The following is a 14745-nucleotide window of genomic DNA, read 5'->3' as shown; positions in this document are numbered from 1 at the left end:
CGCACGCACCGCGTGCATCGCACGCCGATAGCGAACTCTTATGTTAACTAGCAACTTTGTTCGCCTCTCTTACTACGGATGACGGTGCTCCAGCGACCGATCCGATCGCGCAGCCTGTCGGCGCGCACCAGAGCTCCCCGGCTACCGGATACCTGTGCCTCGGACGGACGTCGACCGGCGCCGCAGCCTGGCGGACGCGCGCCTTCGGCAGGCGGCCCATGGTTCGCGGCGACGACAGAACCATCTGGGTGGCGGTATGGCCACCGAGGACGCGTCGGCCGCCCCGCAATACTCGTCGAAGCGCATCAGCGACGACCTCTCCTCGTAGACGGCATTTCCCCATCTGAACTTCACGGATAATCGGGGTTATCCATGATCAACAGGCACGAGTTGCGCGACACGCGAACCTGTGACGTCCACCATTGTGGGACGCGGCAACTCCGCCACGCCGGACGCAGCGTGACGGCCGGCGCAGCAGAGTCCGATACGCGATGATCGTGCGGTGCAGTCCGACGGCGTGGTCCAGGTCGACCATCACCAGTTCAGCTTCGGCAACCCCACGGTCGACACTCTCGATCCGCTCACGCACGGCACCCTGATCGAAGCCGGTGACGGTGCCGTCTCGTTCTACACCGGCATCGCCTACGGCCCGGTCCGCGTCAGCGTCGAGCTGCTCGATCAGCCTCCGACCGATCCTGCGCAGGACGACTGGGAAGTCATCGAGGAAACCACCCTCTAGACGACACAGGCGTTGGTCGTCTCCGCTCTCGACGGCACCGTCTGCACCACTCTCGATCCGGTGCCGGCGGGCACCTATCAGGTGCGGCCAGACGCTCGTGGCCGCGACACTCATTTCGGTCTCAAGGTCGACGACTATCTGATCCGCCTGTGGCCCACCATCGTCACCTCGGATGCGCAGGTACGAACACTCCACAAAACCGACAGCACATGGTCACCGCAACCTCAGATCGACCAGCCGGAACCGTCGAGGGCGTACGTCTATATCCGGGGACGAATCCGGGAAGGTGATCACCGTGCCTCCGCAGAACCGCGAAGCCCTGGTCGTGCGCGCCGTCCTGTACACCTTCGGCGGAAGACCGCTCACGCCGGTTCTCGAGGCGATCTGCGCCGCTCGGCACGTCGCGGGACTGGACCGCGACCTCACCGACCGGGTTGAAGCACTCGACGCCGGCAGGCAACGCGATTTCGCGCGCTGGTGCGTGCACCAGGCGTGGGAACGTCCAGGACGTGTGCAGTCCCCGTGGTTCCGTGACCGGCTCGCCGACATGGACGCAGGACACCCCGCCCATCCGGACTTCATCGCCAGCACCAACCCCCAGCCATCCGCGACTGCAATCACATGCCCGGATGTTTGGGAGGTGCGCAGGAGCGGCCGCCTCGGACGATCGTCAGCTTATCCACAGTTCTTCGGGCAGAGGTGAGCCGAGCGTGTACAACTGGACGCCATGCACGTCGGTGTCGTACATGACCGAGGGAACCGACCGGATGTACCAGATCCCCGGAACCACCTCGATCAGGCGCTCCTGCACGGTGTTGTAGGCGGCCTTACGGTCCTCGAACGACTCGCTGACACGTCCGGCATCGAGTGCTGCGTCGAGCTCGGCGTCGTTGGTGCCTGTGAAGTTGCCAGTTGATTGCGAATGCAGCGCGGTCCACAGTGCAAAATCAGGGTCCTGGACGATTGTGGCGGTGATAATCATGTCGAAGTCGCCGGTAGCGAGCCGCGTGGTGGCTGTTGCAGCATCGAGCATGTCGATACTCACCTCCACATTGTCGTACGTACTCAGCTGTGCCTGCACGCCCTCGGCAAGAACTCTGGAATCCGTGGTGGGGAAGGAAGCGAAGGAGAACCGGACAGGCTTTCCTTCCGCAGCCAGTTCGTCGAACAGTCGTTGGGCTTCGACGGGATCCGACGTCTGAAAAGCCATGTTGCTGTAGAAGGGGGATTCTTCGGGAAAGAAAGTCTCGGGGACTTCACCTTCGCCGTTGTACACGATGGTGTTGAGGGCATCGAGATCCAAAGCCAATCGAACGGCACGGCGGGCACGCACATCGTCGAAGGGGGCACGACGTTCGTTCATGCCGATCATCTGGCCACCGCCGGTGGGCAGGGTTTCCGTTTCGAGCCCGGCCTCATGCGCCATGGCGATATTGGCCATGGTCGACTCCAGAGACAAATCTGCGGCGCCGGTAGTCATCGCGTTGATGCGCTGGTTGCTGTCGTGAACGCTCTTGATCGTGAGGCGGTCGAGATAGGGTTTGGGGGCGTCCCAGTAGTCCGGGTTCTTTTCCAGCTCGATGGCACTCTGTCGGGTCCAGCTGACCAGAGTGAACGGACCGGCGCCGACCGGGTTCTCGTCGAAGGCCTGCCGTCCTTTCTCCAGGGCTGTGGGTGACGCGATCCAGTTCATGGCGCCGGCAACGAGCGATTCCGCGAAATGCGGGTTGGGTGCCACCATCGTGACTTTCAGATTCGTAGCATCGATGACCTCGGTTTCTGCAACCTGGACTGCTTGTCTGATCGAGGTCGAGCCGAGAGCCGGGTCGCGCAGACGGTCCCAGTTGAATTTGACTGCTGAGGCGTCCAGCGGGGTGCCGTCGGTGAACATCAGGCCGGGGCGGAGCTCCAGGTTGTACGTGGTTCCTCCGTCGGAGGACGAGAATTCGGTTGCCATCTTGTACGCGATGGTGAACGTCTCGGTGTCGTTGATCATCAATGTCCCGTACAGCGCATTACCCAATGCTGGGTGAAACGCGAAGACATTGGACATTGAAGCCGGGTCCAGAGACGGGGGTTCGGCACCCTGCAGGATCGTCATCGAGCCACCGGCTACGGGACTGCTCTCCTCGCCCCCGGACTCACTCTCCGGGGTGCCGGCTCCGCAGGCCGCGACGAAAAGGAGCAACGCACTGCTGCACAGTGCTGCGGCGAGCTTCGAATACGGTGAGATTCGGCGCATGATCGACCTCTCGGACTTGACGCACAAAATGGATCACGGATGAAGTGGACGCCGAAAGGTTCTCGGCTACTGTCGACCGAGCGCCGATCGATTGCTCAGTCCTGCCGCAGATCCGAACGGTCGTTCGCCGAAGAAGGCATCAGCGAACGATTACCTCGCGAGGAGGACGAGCCGGACTGTCGCGTTCGGAATACCCCTGCTCTGGCCGCCCTATCTGAGCAATGTCCCTGCGTCGATGGGCAGAGCGACGCCAGTGATGAAGCGAGCGTCGTCGGAGGCGAGAAAGAGTGCTGCTGCGCTGATGTCGTCCGGTTCGACCCACGGTGTCGGCAGGACCTGGCCCATCTGAGCGACCTTGGCGAAGTCGTCCTTCGTCGGGTTCGGCATGTGGGGTAGAAAGAGTCGGTAGGTTTCGTCGTTGAGGAGCATCGGTGTGCCCACATTGGTGGGGCACAGCGTGTTCACACGAATGCGCTTGTCGCCCAGCTCCAACGCCAGCGTGCGCATCAGACCTATGACACCGTGTTTCGCCGCGATGTAGTGGCCGATGTGCCGCGCACCACGCAAGCCGCCCACGGAGCTGGTCAGGATGATCGATCCGCCTCGGCCACCGGCCACGATGTGGGGAGTAGCGACCTTTGTGGTGGTCCAAACACCGGTCAGGTTGACGTCGATCATGTCGCGCCATGCCTTCTGCGTCATTTCGTCAAGGGTTGCGCCTTCACTCGCCAATCCTGCATTGGCCACGACGATATCGAGGCGACCGAATTTGCCGACGCCCTCGCGGACGACTTCGGCCAGGACGTCTTCGTCGCGTACGTCGGCTTCGACGGCATGTATGCGACGGCCCAACGCCTCGACCTGGGCGGCAGTTTCGGCGAGATCATCTGGTGTCGACATCGCAATCTTGACGCCGTCGAGCTGTTTGCAGACATCGATCGCGATGATGTCGGCGCCTTCTTTCGCCATCCGGATCGCGTGACTCCGACCTTGCCCTCGAGCTGCACCGGTGATGAAGGCTACTTTTCCTTCTAGCTTTCCTGACATGTTGTGCCTCATTTCTGTTCATGAGCGGCTCCACTGAGTCGCTCGTTCCGACCGGATGGGTGGATCCCGTCGATCAACGCGGAAATCCGAGATTCAGGCAGAAGTGCGGTGGCGCCGCCGGATCAACAGAGGGACCGCAAGCACCACCGCCGCTGCGGGGATGAGCACTCTGGTGATACGGCCACGTCGGCCACCGATACCGAAGAGTTCTATCGGCGGTGCAGGAGCAGTGCGGTCGGCGATGTGCGTCGAGCTGCCCTGGCTTGCTACCACGTCGGTCGGGTCTGCGCCATCCGATAGCCGTGGACCTGCGTTCTCCGAGGCATCAACGTTCGAAGTTCCTGCAGACACAAGGATCTGTTCTGCGAGGTTGGCGGCGAACTGCCCGATGAGCTTGTTGGCAACCTCAGCAAGAGCTCCACGTCCGAACTGCGCGGTCTTACCTGTGATTTCGAGTTCGGTTTCGACGAAGACATCGGTATGTCCGTCCGACCCGGACAGCCGACACGTGATGACCGCGCTCGCCGTGCCATTGCCTCGGGCCTCGCGACCTCTACCTTCGAAGACCACCGCCTTCGCGGTTTCGTCCTTCGAACGCGTTTCGATGATACCGGCATACTTCAAGGCGATCGGGCCGACTTTGACCTTGATGCTGCCGGAATACTGATCGCCGTCGCGGGAAGTGATGGCCGCTCCCGGAACGCAGGGCGCGACACGTCCGATATCGAGTAGTACACGCCAGGCCTCATCGACCGGAACGGCGATGCAGAAGGTGTTCTCCAGTTTCATGCAGATCCTTGTATTGGTCGAATCAGCAGTTCAGGTGGCTGTCGATGCGGCACGGATGGCCGCCACGATCCCTTGATAGCCGGTGCAGCGGCAGATGCTTCCGGAGATGCCGTCTCGGATCTCTTCGTCTGTCGGGGTGGGGTTCTCCTGCAACAGGGCCGTAGCAGTGAGAATGAAACCGGGTGTGCAAAACCCGCATTGGAGCGCGTGATGCTCACGGAAGGCCTCTTGGATCGGTGCCAGCGTGCCGTCGGGCGAAGCAATGCCCTCGATGGTGGTCATCTGGGTACCGTCTGCTTGCACTGCGAAGACGAGGCATGCGCGCACGGCCTCGCCGTCCATCATCACCGTGCACGCGCCGCAGACTCCGTGTTCACACCCCACGTGGGTGCCGGTCAGCCCGCAGTCGACGCGTAAGAAGTCTGCCAGCGTGAGTCTCGGCGCGATGGACGAGCGTCTCACAGCGCCGTTGATCTCGACCGTGATCTCGATGTCAGTCATCGATTGCCTCCTCGAGGGCGCTTGTCAGGGCGCGCGCCACCATAGTTGCTCCGACTCGTGTGCGGTATGCGGAAGATCCGTGCAGATCGGCAGGGACAGAACTCAAATCGGCTACCGCGGCGTGCCCGATCTCGCGCACCTCCAGCGCGTCGATCGAGCATCCCACCAAGGACCGTTCGATTGCGGTCGCTCGCATCGGCACCGGTCCCAGCCCGAAGAGCCCTATATTGCACTGCTCTACTCGCGCATTCTCGTCGACCTTCACGGCCACGCAGGCACCTGACAAAGCGAAGTCGCCCTTGCGACGGGAGAATTCAGCGATCGAGTACCCGCTCCGGCCTTCCCACCTCGGGAAGGTGACTTTCGTGAGAAGTTCGTCGTCACGTAGCGCTGTACTCCACATCCCGGTGAAGAACTCCGCCGCCTGTATGGTGCGGCGGCCGGCAGAGGAGAGTGCCTCGAGTTCCGCGTCGAGAGTCAACGCCACCGCCGGGTACTCGGCGGCGGCATCGGCGTGGGCAACGGAACCACCGATGGTGCCGCGGTTGCGGATCGGGAGGTGGCCGATCAGCGATGTCGCCCTGGAGAGTAAGGGGACCGAGGTACGGATGGTGGTCGACCTGCCGATCGTTGCCTGTTTCGTGGTGGCACCTACAGTGACAGAAGTCGAATCATGCGTGATACCGCTGAGCTCGGTCAGACGCGCAATATCGATCAGGTGATCGAAAGCGGCCAGCCGGAGGTTGAGCATCGGCATCAAACTCTGTCCGCCTGCAATGACTTTCGCTTCGTCTCCGAACTCCTCGAGGAGTTCGGCTGCCTCCTCGGGTGTGGTGGGCCGGTGATATTCGAACGCGGAGGGTTTCACTTGTTCACCGCCTTGGTGCGAGCGGCATCGAGCATGTCGATGATCCTGGAGGGGCTCAGCGGCAGATGATCAACTTCCACTCCGAAGGGCGCAAGAGCATCGACGACGGCGTTGACCACCGCCGGAGCAGATCCGATCGCTCCACCTTCGCCGACGCCTTTGTAGCCGCCCGGGCCGGGGCCCGGGGTTTCGATGTGACCCAGTTCGATCACGGGGGTCTCGTTGGCCGTCGGGAGGAGGTAGTCCATGAATGTCGTCGTGATCGGGTTCCCGGCGTCGTCATAGGCGAGATGTTCGTAGAGAGCGCCACCGATGCCCTGTACCGTGCCGCCGTAGATCTGTCCTTCGACCACGTTGGGGTTGATCATGGGGCCGCAATCGTCACTCACTATGTAACGCAACAGTGTTACTTCGCCCGTCTCGACGTCGACCTCGCATGTGCACACATGGGTCGCGTTGGCCCAGATCAAGGGACTGGCAGCCCGGTAACGCTCGCTGACTTCCAGCCCTGAGGGTATGTCGGGCGGAAGTGTCTGAGCTTGGAAGTATGCGATGTCGGCGATCTGGGTCAGGCTCAACTCCCTGTTCGGCACACCGCGAACGGTGGCCCGACCGCGCGAGAACTCCACATCGTCGGTGTCGACTTCGAACGTGTGCGCAGCGATTGCCAGAATCCGTTTCCGAAGGACCGCCGCGGCCTGAGCCACGGCGCCGGCCGTCATCGACGCGGATCGGCTACCGCCGGTTCCCGCACCGAACGGAGTGACCGCGGTGTCGCCCTGTACCGTGTTGACGTCCCCGATCTCGACACTGAGCGCGTCTGCGGTCAGTTGCACCACGGTGGTCTCCAGGCTGTTTCCGCATGATCCGCCGGCAACGTAGACGTTGACCTTGCCCGAGGGCTCGATGCGAATCGTTGCACCTTCCGTGGCGTGGTATGCAGTGGCTCCTGTGGTGGGTTCGAGATACGTGCATGTTCCCACTCCGATGAACCGGCCATCCATGCGTGCGAGATGCTGTTCGCTTCGAAATGCAGGATAGTCGAGGATCTCGAGTGCCTGTTCGAATGTTTCACGCGGTGTGATGTTCGAGTACGGCATGCCGTTGGGGTTCGTCGCGGGCAGTTCGTCGACTCGTAGCAGGTTGCGCCTGCGAAGTTCTATCGGATCGATGCAGAGGCGCCGCGCCGCGGTGTCGAGTGCCACTTCACGTGCCATGGATTCGAACTGCCAGGGCCCGCGGTAGGCTGTGCGTCCAACTGTGTTGGAATACACCAACTTCGTTCTGAATGTCGCCTCGGGTACTCGGTACGGTCCCGGGAATAGCATGCCGACCACTGCGCCTGCAGTCATCGGAGAAGTGATCGGGTAAGCGCCCACATTCTGCACGTAGTCGAGGTCGGCGGCCAGGATCCTTCCGTCGGCATCGAAGGCGAAGCGACCGGTACCATGCTCCTGGCGTGCCATTCCCGCGGACATCAGATGTTCTTGCCGATCTTCGATCCACTTCAGTGAGGACCCGAGTTTCTTGGCAGCGAGCATCACGCAGATGTCCTCGCGCTGCGGCACCACCTTTTGTCCGAAGCCGCCTCCCGTGTCCTTCACGATCACTCGTACCCGATGTTCATCGATTCCGAGGACTCGTGCACACACCATCCGCACCTCGTGCGGCGACTGGGTGGACGCCCAGACCGTCATATCGCCCGTCGCGGCCGACCATTCGGCAACCACGCCACGAGTTTCCATTGGTATCGGCATATGGGCCTGCTGGTGCACTGTCTGCTCGACAACGTGCGCGGCATTCGTGAAGAGGGGTTCCAATTCCGACATCGGTCGACCGGCCATCTCGCCGGCCAGATTGTCCGGAAACACTGAGTGTACGAGATTGTCACTCTCGTAGGCTGTTTCGTAATCGACTACCGGTGTCAGGGGCTCGTATTCGACGACTATCCGCTCTGCGGCGTCTTCTGCGATGTAACGGTCTTCGGCGATGATGAGTGCTACCGGGTCTCCGGCGAAGCGAACTTCGCCCTCGGCCAGCGGCGGACGTACCGGTTTGCCGACGACACGTTCTGCCGTGTATCTGAACTCGTGGACGCCGGGATTCAGATCTGCAGCGAGGTATATCGTGATGACTCCTTCGAGCGCGAGCGCGTCCGAGGTGTCGATACCGAGAATCTGTGCGCGAGCGTAGGGGCTGCGCAAGAAATGCGCGTGTAGCATGCCTGGTCGAACGATATCGTCCACGAAAGACCCTGCGCCGGTGAGTAACCGTGCGTCTTCGATCCGTGGGACACGGGTGCCGACTGAGCTGCGCGTGTCTTTTTCGGTAGCAGTCATCGGCCTGCTCGGGACTGTGCTGTTTCCGGCTCAGGCATAGTCAGACGTCGAGAACTGTGGGTCACCACCTGACTCCTTTCGGTACTTGCAGATTGCGACCGTGCGCTGTGGTCCTACGTAATCGCGGGCTCGAACCCGACGACAACGAACTGCATGGTGTGAAGACGTTCCGAACATCGACAAGACATTCGAAGGTGCATCGCAGTGCCGTCGATCGAGGCTGCAAGATTTTCGTTGCACCCGGAGAAACAATACTCAGTGGTCAAGTTAAAGGTTGGAGGACGATGTGTCAATCACCGATCGGATGTCGAAACCACTTCGGTTTACGAACGCCCAGAAGTGTTGCTGCGAATGGGTGTAACGGACTGCAGGATCGGGGACACGGGTGAGCCGGACATCCCGGGACAGGCTCCTCACGGACGCAGTGAGAGCACGCACCCAGTACCGGCTCGGCCGCGTGGAGTGTGCCGATCCGATGACTGGGTGCGTGCGGAGCGCAACGGTCGCGGCCCCGAATTTTCGTGCGGAGTTACCTCCGGCGGATGTGGTGTGCGTCAGCCCCATGCGACGGGCAGGGAATGAACTCCGAAGACCACCATGTCGGTCCGTAGTGGGATCTCTGCGGCCGGAACGGTGAGCCTGAGACCTGGCAGGCGCTTGAACAGTTCGATGAGTCCCACGCGCAGCTCTACACGTGCAAGCTGCTGACCGAGGCACTGGTGGATGCCGTAGCCGAAGGCCATGTGTCCGGTGTCGCGCGGGCGGGTGACATCCAACTGGCCGGGTTCCGGCCAGCGCGTCTCGTCCCGGTTAGCGGTGGGCAACGAAATCACGACAGTGTCGCCGGCCGGAATCGTGACCCCTCCGAGGGTGATGTCTTCCAACGCGATGCGAGTCGGACCGGTATGCGACACCGACAGGTACCGCAACAGCTCCTCGATGGCTGCGTCGATGAGTGTCGGATCGTTTTGGAGTGCAGCGAGCTGTTCCGGGTGTTCGAGCAGTGCAAAAACGCTCAGCGCAAGCATATTGGCGGTCGTCTCGTGGCCCGCGCCGAGAAGTGTCACGCCGATGTCGACCAATTCGGCGTCGGTCAGCGGTGGATCGGCCGCCAATTCGCCACTGATCATGCCCGAGAGCATGTCGTCACCGGGCGCGGCGCGTTTGGCGGTGACCAGATTGCGCATGAACTCCCACAGTGCGATCCCAGCATCGCGCTGCTGTTCCGGAGTATTGTTGATATTGAGAGTGATCGCGCTCCGTTCCTGGAACTCGGCCCGGTCCTCGTACGGCACGCCGAGGAGCTCGCAGATCACCAGTGACGGTAGAGCCAACGCGAAATCTTCCACGAGATCGGCCGTGGTGCCGGAGTCCTGCATGGCGGTAATGAGTTCGTCGGTGAACTCGTGCACTCGCTGATCCAGGGCACGCATGCGACGCACGGTGAACTGGCTGGCAAGTACCCGTCGTAGCCGGGAGTGTTCCGGAGGATCCATGAAGATGAACATGCCGTCGGCACGTTGCATGTCCGGCTGGGCGGGGCAGTTGCCGGCCGTCACCTGTTCCGGGGTCAGGGACATGGCGTTGGTGTTGCGAACCACATCGGAGCTGAGGCGGGTGTCGGAAATGGCGTTGCGTACTTCTTGATACCCGGTGATCAGCCAGATGTGTGCGCCATTGAGCAGTGGCACCTTTGCGACCGGGCCCTGTTCCTCTTGTAATCGGAACCGTGCGGGGGGCGGGTCGAAGGGACACCCGGTCCTTTCGAACATTTCGGGGGGTAGAGGTCGCCGGCCGGTCAATGATCCGATCGGGGCGGTCGTCGCAGTTGCTTTCATGGACTGTTCCCTTCATGTGCGGTGGGGGCGAAGTGAGCGCGTCGGGGGTAGCGGGGGGCGGTGAGCATTCCTGTGACTGCGTCGATCAGAGCCTCGCCGACCATGTGCCAGTCGGCGGGCACTCCTGTGCTCGCGGCGAGACGTTCCTCCGCGGCGCAGGTGTGCAGGACGACCATTCGCACCGCCCGCCTCCGTAGGGCCTCCTCGGCAGGCGGAAGCTCGGGCACACCGGACCATTTGTCGTATCGCGGAACTTGCACCAGCGCGCCGGTCAAAATCTCGTCACGGAGCACCGGGTCGACGTCCACCTGAGCGATGAAGCGTGCTTGCCAGCTCGGATTTCCGAGCTCGGCCAGGTGCTCGATATGCGGTCGGATGAAGCTTGCTACGTGGTCGCGCAGGTCGTCGGAGTCGCGCACCTGTTCGCTCAATTCTCGGGTGCGAGCGGCGATCGGTTCACCGTGTCGCCGGATGATCGCGCGAACCAGGTCTACGCGGGTGCCGATGTGGTATTTCAGCGCAGAATTGTTGCCGATCCCAGCTGCTTCGACGATGTGTCGCATCGAAACCTGAGCCATGCCCTGTTCGGCAAACAACCGTTCTGCAGTGGTGAGTAAAAGTTGTCGCGTGGCCTCGCCCTGCTCCTTTCGTGAAACGGGCTGAGAGGAGAAGTCGGACGAGTTCTTGGGCATGGTCATCATCATGTCGTGCATGACACTCCTCGCGCTCCGGCGCCCCCGAGAACATCTCAGACACGCGTCTGAGATGTGATGTACCGTACTCGACAGGCGCATGTCTGCCAATGGTTTTCGTTCATATAGGTGCGCCGCATATGAACGATGAGAAGGAGATCTCTCATGAAGGTGACCGTTGATACTCAGAAGTGCATCGGTTCCGGGATGTGCGTACTGCACGCGCCGGAAGTGTTCGATCAGCGCGACGGTGACGGCGTGGTGATGCTGTTGATCGAGAACCCCGCATCCGAACTGGACAGCTCGGTCCGGGAATCGGCCGATGCTTGCCCAGCGACGGCGATTCGACTAGCGGACCAGTGAACCGGGGCGACACCTACGTGACCGTCGGTCGGTCATTGCTTGAAGTAAGCAGAATCAATGCTGCTGGTTGTCGCGATATAGCCCAGACCAGTGCTTGAGTACTGAATACGGCAACTGTTAGGTCGAACCCAGCAAAGTCCGAATATCAGAACCCCCGGCGGTGGTTGCGGTGGCTCGCACATACCGTCCGCGAGCACGAATCCCTGGTACACCAGGCTCAACGGATCTTGTACCGTGACGAGATCCTCAAAATGTTCGTCCCGGTCGAGAGGTACCTGTGAACGGGAGGCGACACTCACAGGAGCATTGAGAATTTGGCGGTCGTCCGCCCGACGTCGTCTGTGGATCACAGGTGCCCTGGCGGGACACCTCTGCATCAGCACGTCGATCCCGGGTCAACCAGATTGGTGTGCCATCTTTGATCCGGGATTCGGGACGCCGAGTGTTCGACGGCAGCTTCGCGCGCTGGTGCGAGACCAACGGCATATTCCGCGTCACTGCCTACCGGCACAAGAAACGAATCGAGCAAGAAGTCTGGTGGACCCCATGGTCCCACCGGCGTTCTCGCTGCCCGCACCACCCTCCACCTCAGGTCGAAGTGCAGATCGTGCAGCTGCGATGGCCCCTGCGTCACGACAACGGTGCCGACCCCATCGTCTACCACCTCGCCGGCCTCGACCGGCAGCACCCGAGGGGACACTCGAGGATGGACCGTTCCCTCACGCGCGACGATCCACAAGATCCTGCGTCGCCATGGACTCATCGTTGACGGGCCCGCGAACGCCCGGTCGTCGAAGCGACGATTCGCCTGGACTCGACCCGCGACTGCTACCAGATCGATGCCACCGAAGTCCGACTCGCCGGTGGTGCGACCCGGTACGGCGTGGGTCCAGGGACTTTGCGAGGAATTTCATGGCGCCGTAGGTGGCAGATTCGAACCCGTCGTGTGGACCCAGCCCCATCTCGGTGACCGGACCGTACTTCCGTACCTCGTCGGCCGGGCTCACACGCTCGGTAATCGCCCCGGTTGCCGTGCCCGGTCCACTCGGACCCGATGATAGGTCGCCGACTCGCCACCAGGCGAGGGGCTCACCGCAATAGCTGTCGAAGATGACGGCTTCGCTCATCACCTCGTCCTACCTCGGCGTTTGTAATGCAGTGTCAGTTCGGGACGTGCATGCAACGCAATGTGCGCGCCGGCGTGGCCGAAGCGCTGTGCGCCGTGTGTTGCTCGATCAACGGCAGGTTTGCGGCTCCTCCAATATCGCGAGTAGCTCATCCAACAAGGCGTCGGCCCGTTGTTCGATGTCACCAAAGACGTCGGTGAGGTCCTCGAGTGCCTCGTGGTCACGACGCCGGGCGGTGGTACCGCGGTCGTAGTAGTCCGGATCCAGCTCGATCTCAAGCTCAACCGAGGTGTCGCTGTCGTCTTGCGGAGGAACGGGCACCACCTTCCGTACCGGGGCCCGGCCGGACAGATGTGCCCGCACCAGCATCGACACCGACTGCGGAGCCATTGATTGCGCGTGTGGGAGGTGTCCCCAGCGGTCGATCGGACACAGCAACGGCTGGCGGGCCTGCTCCGCATCGAGCGGATCCGCGATGATCTCGACCGGGTCGGTGAGGTGATGGCGCAACAGATGGGTGCCCGGGTGTTGATCGAGAAACGTCTGGATCTCCGCCCAGCGCTGGTAGATCGTGGCGGCCGGGTTGTCCCCAGTCTCGGGAACCGGCGCGATCCGGAAGCGTTCACCAGCGCGGGTGGTGGCCACCAGGGCGCCACTGTCGAGGCGGAGGTCGCGGCGGCGCAGCCGGGTGATGTCGGTGAAGGCCATGCCGGTGGCGGCGAGGACCAGCAGCAGGGCATCGCGGCGGCCGAACAGCCCACTCGGCCACCCTAAAGTGGGCAGCTCGGTTGCTCGCTGCAGCAGTAGCTGGCCGAGCCGATCGAGACGTGAAGCGCGGGTGGTGTCGAGGTGTCGGCGAACCGTCTCCGTGCGCCCCGGGGCGGGGTAGCCGTGCCCGGTGTGCACGGCGTTGATCACCGACAGGCGACGCCGCTGCGTCGCGACCGCGGCCGGGTGCTCGTGCAGGAACATGGCCAGGGTCTCAGGCGCGGCGGGAATGGGCCGGTGGTCGGCGGCAGAGCACCAGTCCGCGAACAGCGCCCAGTCGTGCCGGTAGCGACTCGGGATGCGCAAACCAAGGTCGGCATCGTGAACATCATTGCGGCGGTGGACTGTCCGATCAGCATCGGTCATCGCGCTCAGAGTCCAAGGTTGGTGACGGCGTTGCCGATGAGAGGGGCGTGTTCGCGGGCGTAGGTTTCGAGCATGGCGGGAGTGGTGTGCCCGGTCTGGCGCATGATCGCGTGCGCACTGGCGCCGTTGCGGAAAGCCTGGGTGACGAACCCGGCCCGCAGCGAATGCCCACCGAGCTGCTGGACGATCTCGGGGTCGTAGCCGGCCTGGGCGGCGCGGCGGCGGATCGCTTTGTGTACCGCCGCTCCCGACAGGGCGGTGTCGGAGAGGTTGCCGTTCTTACGGATCGCCCGCAACCACGGCGAGCCCGGCACCATACGCGGCCGCGACCCACGGCACACGTGCGCCTCGAACTGCTGGGCGGTGCGCAGCAGCCGGATGACGGCGGGCCGGCCACCGGCGTCGAAGGCGGCGACGACCTGCGCCCACCGCAGCCACGCACACGGCGGGCAACTCGCATGACTGTGCGTGAACGGCAGCGCCCGGATACTCCCCCGCCCTTCCTGATCGGTCTTGGATTTGCGGAGGCGGATATGCAGGCCATCGAGCCGATGCAAGGACACGTCACTGCAGGTGAGCGCAACGAGTTCGCTGCGGCGGAACGCCCCGGCGAACCCCACCAAGAAAATGGCGGAGTCGCGGCGTTCCAACACCTCCGCGGCCCAACTGCCGCTGTCCGCCCGCATCTTCTCGACGATGGTGACGATGTCGGCGGTAAGCAACGGCGCCCGCGGAGACCGGGGCCGCTCCCCCGCCGCGGCATAGTCCCGCCGGATCCCGGACAGGGTCGCGGTGACCAGCTCGTCCGCCCCGGGGGCGGAATGGCCGGCGCGGCGATGGTGGAAGCCGATGCCGGCGACCCAGCGGGCCAACGTCGAGGGTGAGTAGGCCCGCTCCCCCGCCTCCGACACCGTCGATGCCGCGTCGTGGAGGTAGGCGGCGACGGTGAGCGGATGCGCCGGCAACGCGACATGCCCTTCCCGGGCGCACCAGGTGGTGAACCGTTCCCAGTCCGCGGCGTAGTTACTGATCGTTTCAGAATGAGTTCGGCGTGGTAGATGGCGTT

14 protein-coding genes are annotated in these 14745 nt (G+C 62.9%); 4 read left to right on the top strand and 10 right to left on the bottom strand.

Annotation, left to right across the window (positions count from 1 at the left end):
• Nucleotides 1–154: 154 nt before the first annotated feature.
• The 3 genes from MOM01_RS11250 (at nucleotide 155) to MOM01_RS11240 (ending at nucleotide 1442) form a co-directional block, all read left to right on the top strand.
• On the top strand, nucleotides 155–328 hold the full coding sequence (locus tag MOM01_RS11250) for a hypothetical protein (RefSeq protein WP_241385522.1): 174 nt from the start codon (nucleotides 155–157) through the stop codon (nucleotides 326–328).
• Nucleotides 329–502: 174 nt separating this feature from the next.
• Nucleotides 503–739, top strand: coding sequence for a hypothetical protein (locus MOM01_RS11245; RefSeq protein WP_241385521.1), 237 nt, complete (start codon nucleotides 503–505; stop codon nucleotides 737–739).
• Nucleotides 740–1034: 295 nt separating this feature from the next.
• On the top strand, nucleotides 1035–1442 hold the full coding sequence (locus tag MOM01_RS11240; RefSeq protein ID WP_241385520.1) for a hypothetical protein: 408 nt from the start codon (nucleotides 1035–1037) through the stop codon (nucleotides 1440–1442).
• Here MOM01_RS11240 and MOM01_RS11235 read toward each other — a convergent pair.
• The 8 genes from MOM01_RS11235 to MOM01_RS11200 all read right to left on the bottom strand — a co-directional run bounded on the left by MOM01_RS11235 (nucleotide 1410) and on the right by MOM01_RS11200 (nucleotide 11076).
• Complete coding sequence (locus MOM01_RS11235) at nucleotides 1410–2840, bottom strand: ABC transporter substrate-binding protein (protein ID WP_241385519.1); 1431 nt, start codon at nucleotides 2838–2840, stop codon at nucleotides 1410–1412. The genes MOM01_RS11240 and MOM01_RS11235 overlap by 33 nt on opposite strands.
• Nucleotides 2841–3191: 351 nt before the next feature.
• A complete protein-coding gene (locus MOM01_RS11230) occupies nucleotides 3192–4028 on the bottom strand; it encodes a mycofactocin-coupled SDR family oxidoreductase (protein WP_241385828.1) in 837 nt (278 codons plus the stop codon).
• A gap of 93 nt (nucleotides 4029–4121) precedes the next feature.
• Nucleotides 4122–4817, bottom strand: coding sequence for an SRPBCC family protein (locus MOM01_RS11225; protein WP_241385518.1), 696 nt, complete (start codon nucleotides 4815–4817; stop codon nucleotides 4122–4124).
• Between the two features lie 30 nt (nucleotides 4818–4847).
• Complete coding sequence (locus MOM01_RS11220; protein ID WP_241385517.1) at nucleotides 4848–5318, bottom strand: (2Fe-2S)-binding protein; 471 nt, start codon at nucleotides 5316–5318, stop codon at nucleotides 4848–4850.
• Nucleotides 5311–6186, bottom strand: a complete 876-nt coding sequence (locus MOM01_RS11215; RefSeq protein ID WP_241385516.1) for an FAD binding domain-containing protein — start codon at nucleotides 6184–6186, stop codon at nucleotides 5311–5313. The genes MOM01_RS11220 and MOM01_RS11215 overlap by 8 nt, the downstream gene beginning before the upstream one ends.
• A complete protein-coding gene (locus MOM01_RS11210) occupies nucleotides 6183–8525 on the bottom strand; it encodes a xanthine dehydrogenase family protein molybdopterin-binding subunit (protein ID WP_241385515.1) in 2343 nt (780 codons plus the stop codon). Before MOM01_RS11210 ends, MOM01_RS11215 begins: the two co-directional genes overlap by 4 nt.
• Nucleotides 8526–9079: 554 nt before the next feature.
• Entirely contained in the window at nucleotides 9080–10216 is a 1137-nt protein-coding gene (locus MOM01_RS11205) for a cytochrome P450 (protein WP_241385514.1), read from the bottom strand.
• A gap of 143 nt (nucleotides 10217–10359) precedes the next feature.
• Entirely contained in the window at nucleotides 10360–11076 is a 717-nt protein-coding gene (locus tag MOM01_RS11200) for a TetR/AcrR family transcriptional regulator (protein WP_241385513.1), read from the bottom strand.
• Between the two features lie 144 nt (nucleotides 11077–11220).
• On the opposite strand from MOM01_RS11200, the gene MOM01_RS11195 reads away from it, so the two are divergent.
• A complete protein-coding gene (locus MOM01_RS11195) occupies nucleotides 11221–11418 on the top strand; it encodes a ferredoxin (RefSeq protein ID WP_241385512.1) in 198 nt (65 codons plus the stop codon).
• Between the two features lie 1235 nt (nucleotides 11419–12653).
• Here the strand turns inward: MOM01_RS11195 and MOM01_RS11190 are convergent.
• Together MOM01_RS11190 and MOM01_RS11185 are read right to left on the bottom strand one after the other, a co-directional pair.
• Nucleotides 12654–13679, bottom strand: coding sequence for a hypothetical protein (locus tag MOM01_RS11190; RefSeq protein ID WP_241385511.1), 1026 nt, complete (start codon nucleotides 13677–13679; stop codon nucleotides 12654–12656).
• A 5-nt stretch (nucleotides 13680–13684) separates the two neighbouring features.
• Entirely contained in the window at nucleotides 13685–14710 is a 1026-nt protein-coding gene (locus tag MOM01_RS11185) for a site-specific integrase (protein WP_241385827.1), read from the bottom strand.
• Nucleotides 14711–14745 lie beyond the last annotated feature (35 nt).

The organism is Rhodococcus sp. CH91, from assembly GCF_022554085.1.
In the GTDB taxonomy this organism is placed as follows: domain Bacteria; phylum Actinomycetota; class Actinomycetes; order Mycobacteriales; family Mycobacteriaceae; genus Rhodococcus.
The sequence above is the reverse complement of the archived record's forward strand: the minus strand, read 5'-3'. Positions and strand labels throughout refer to the sequence as shown.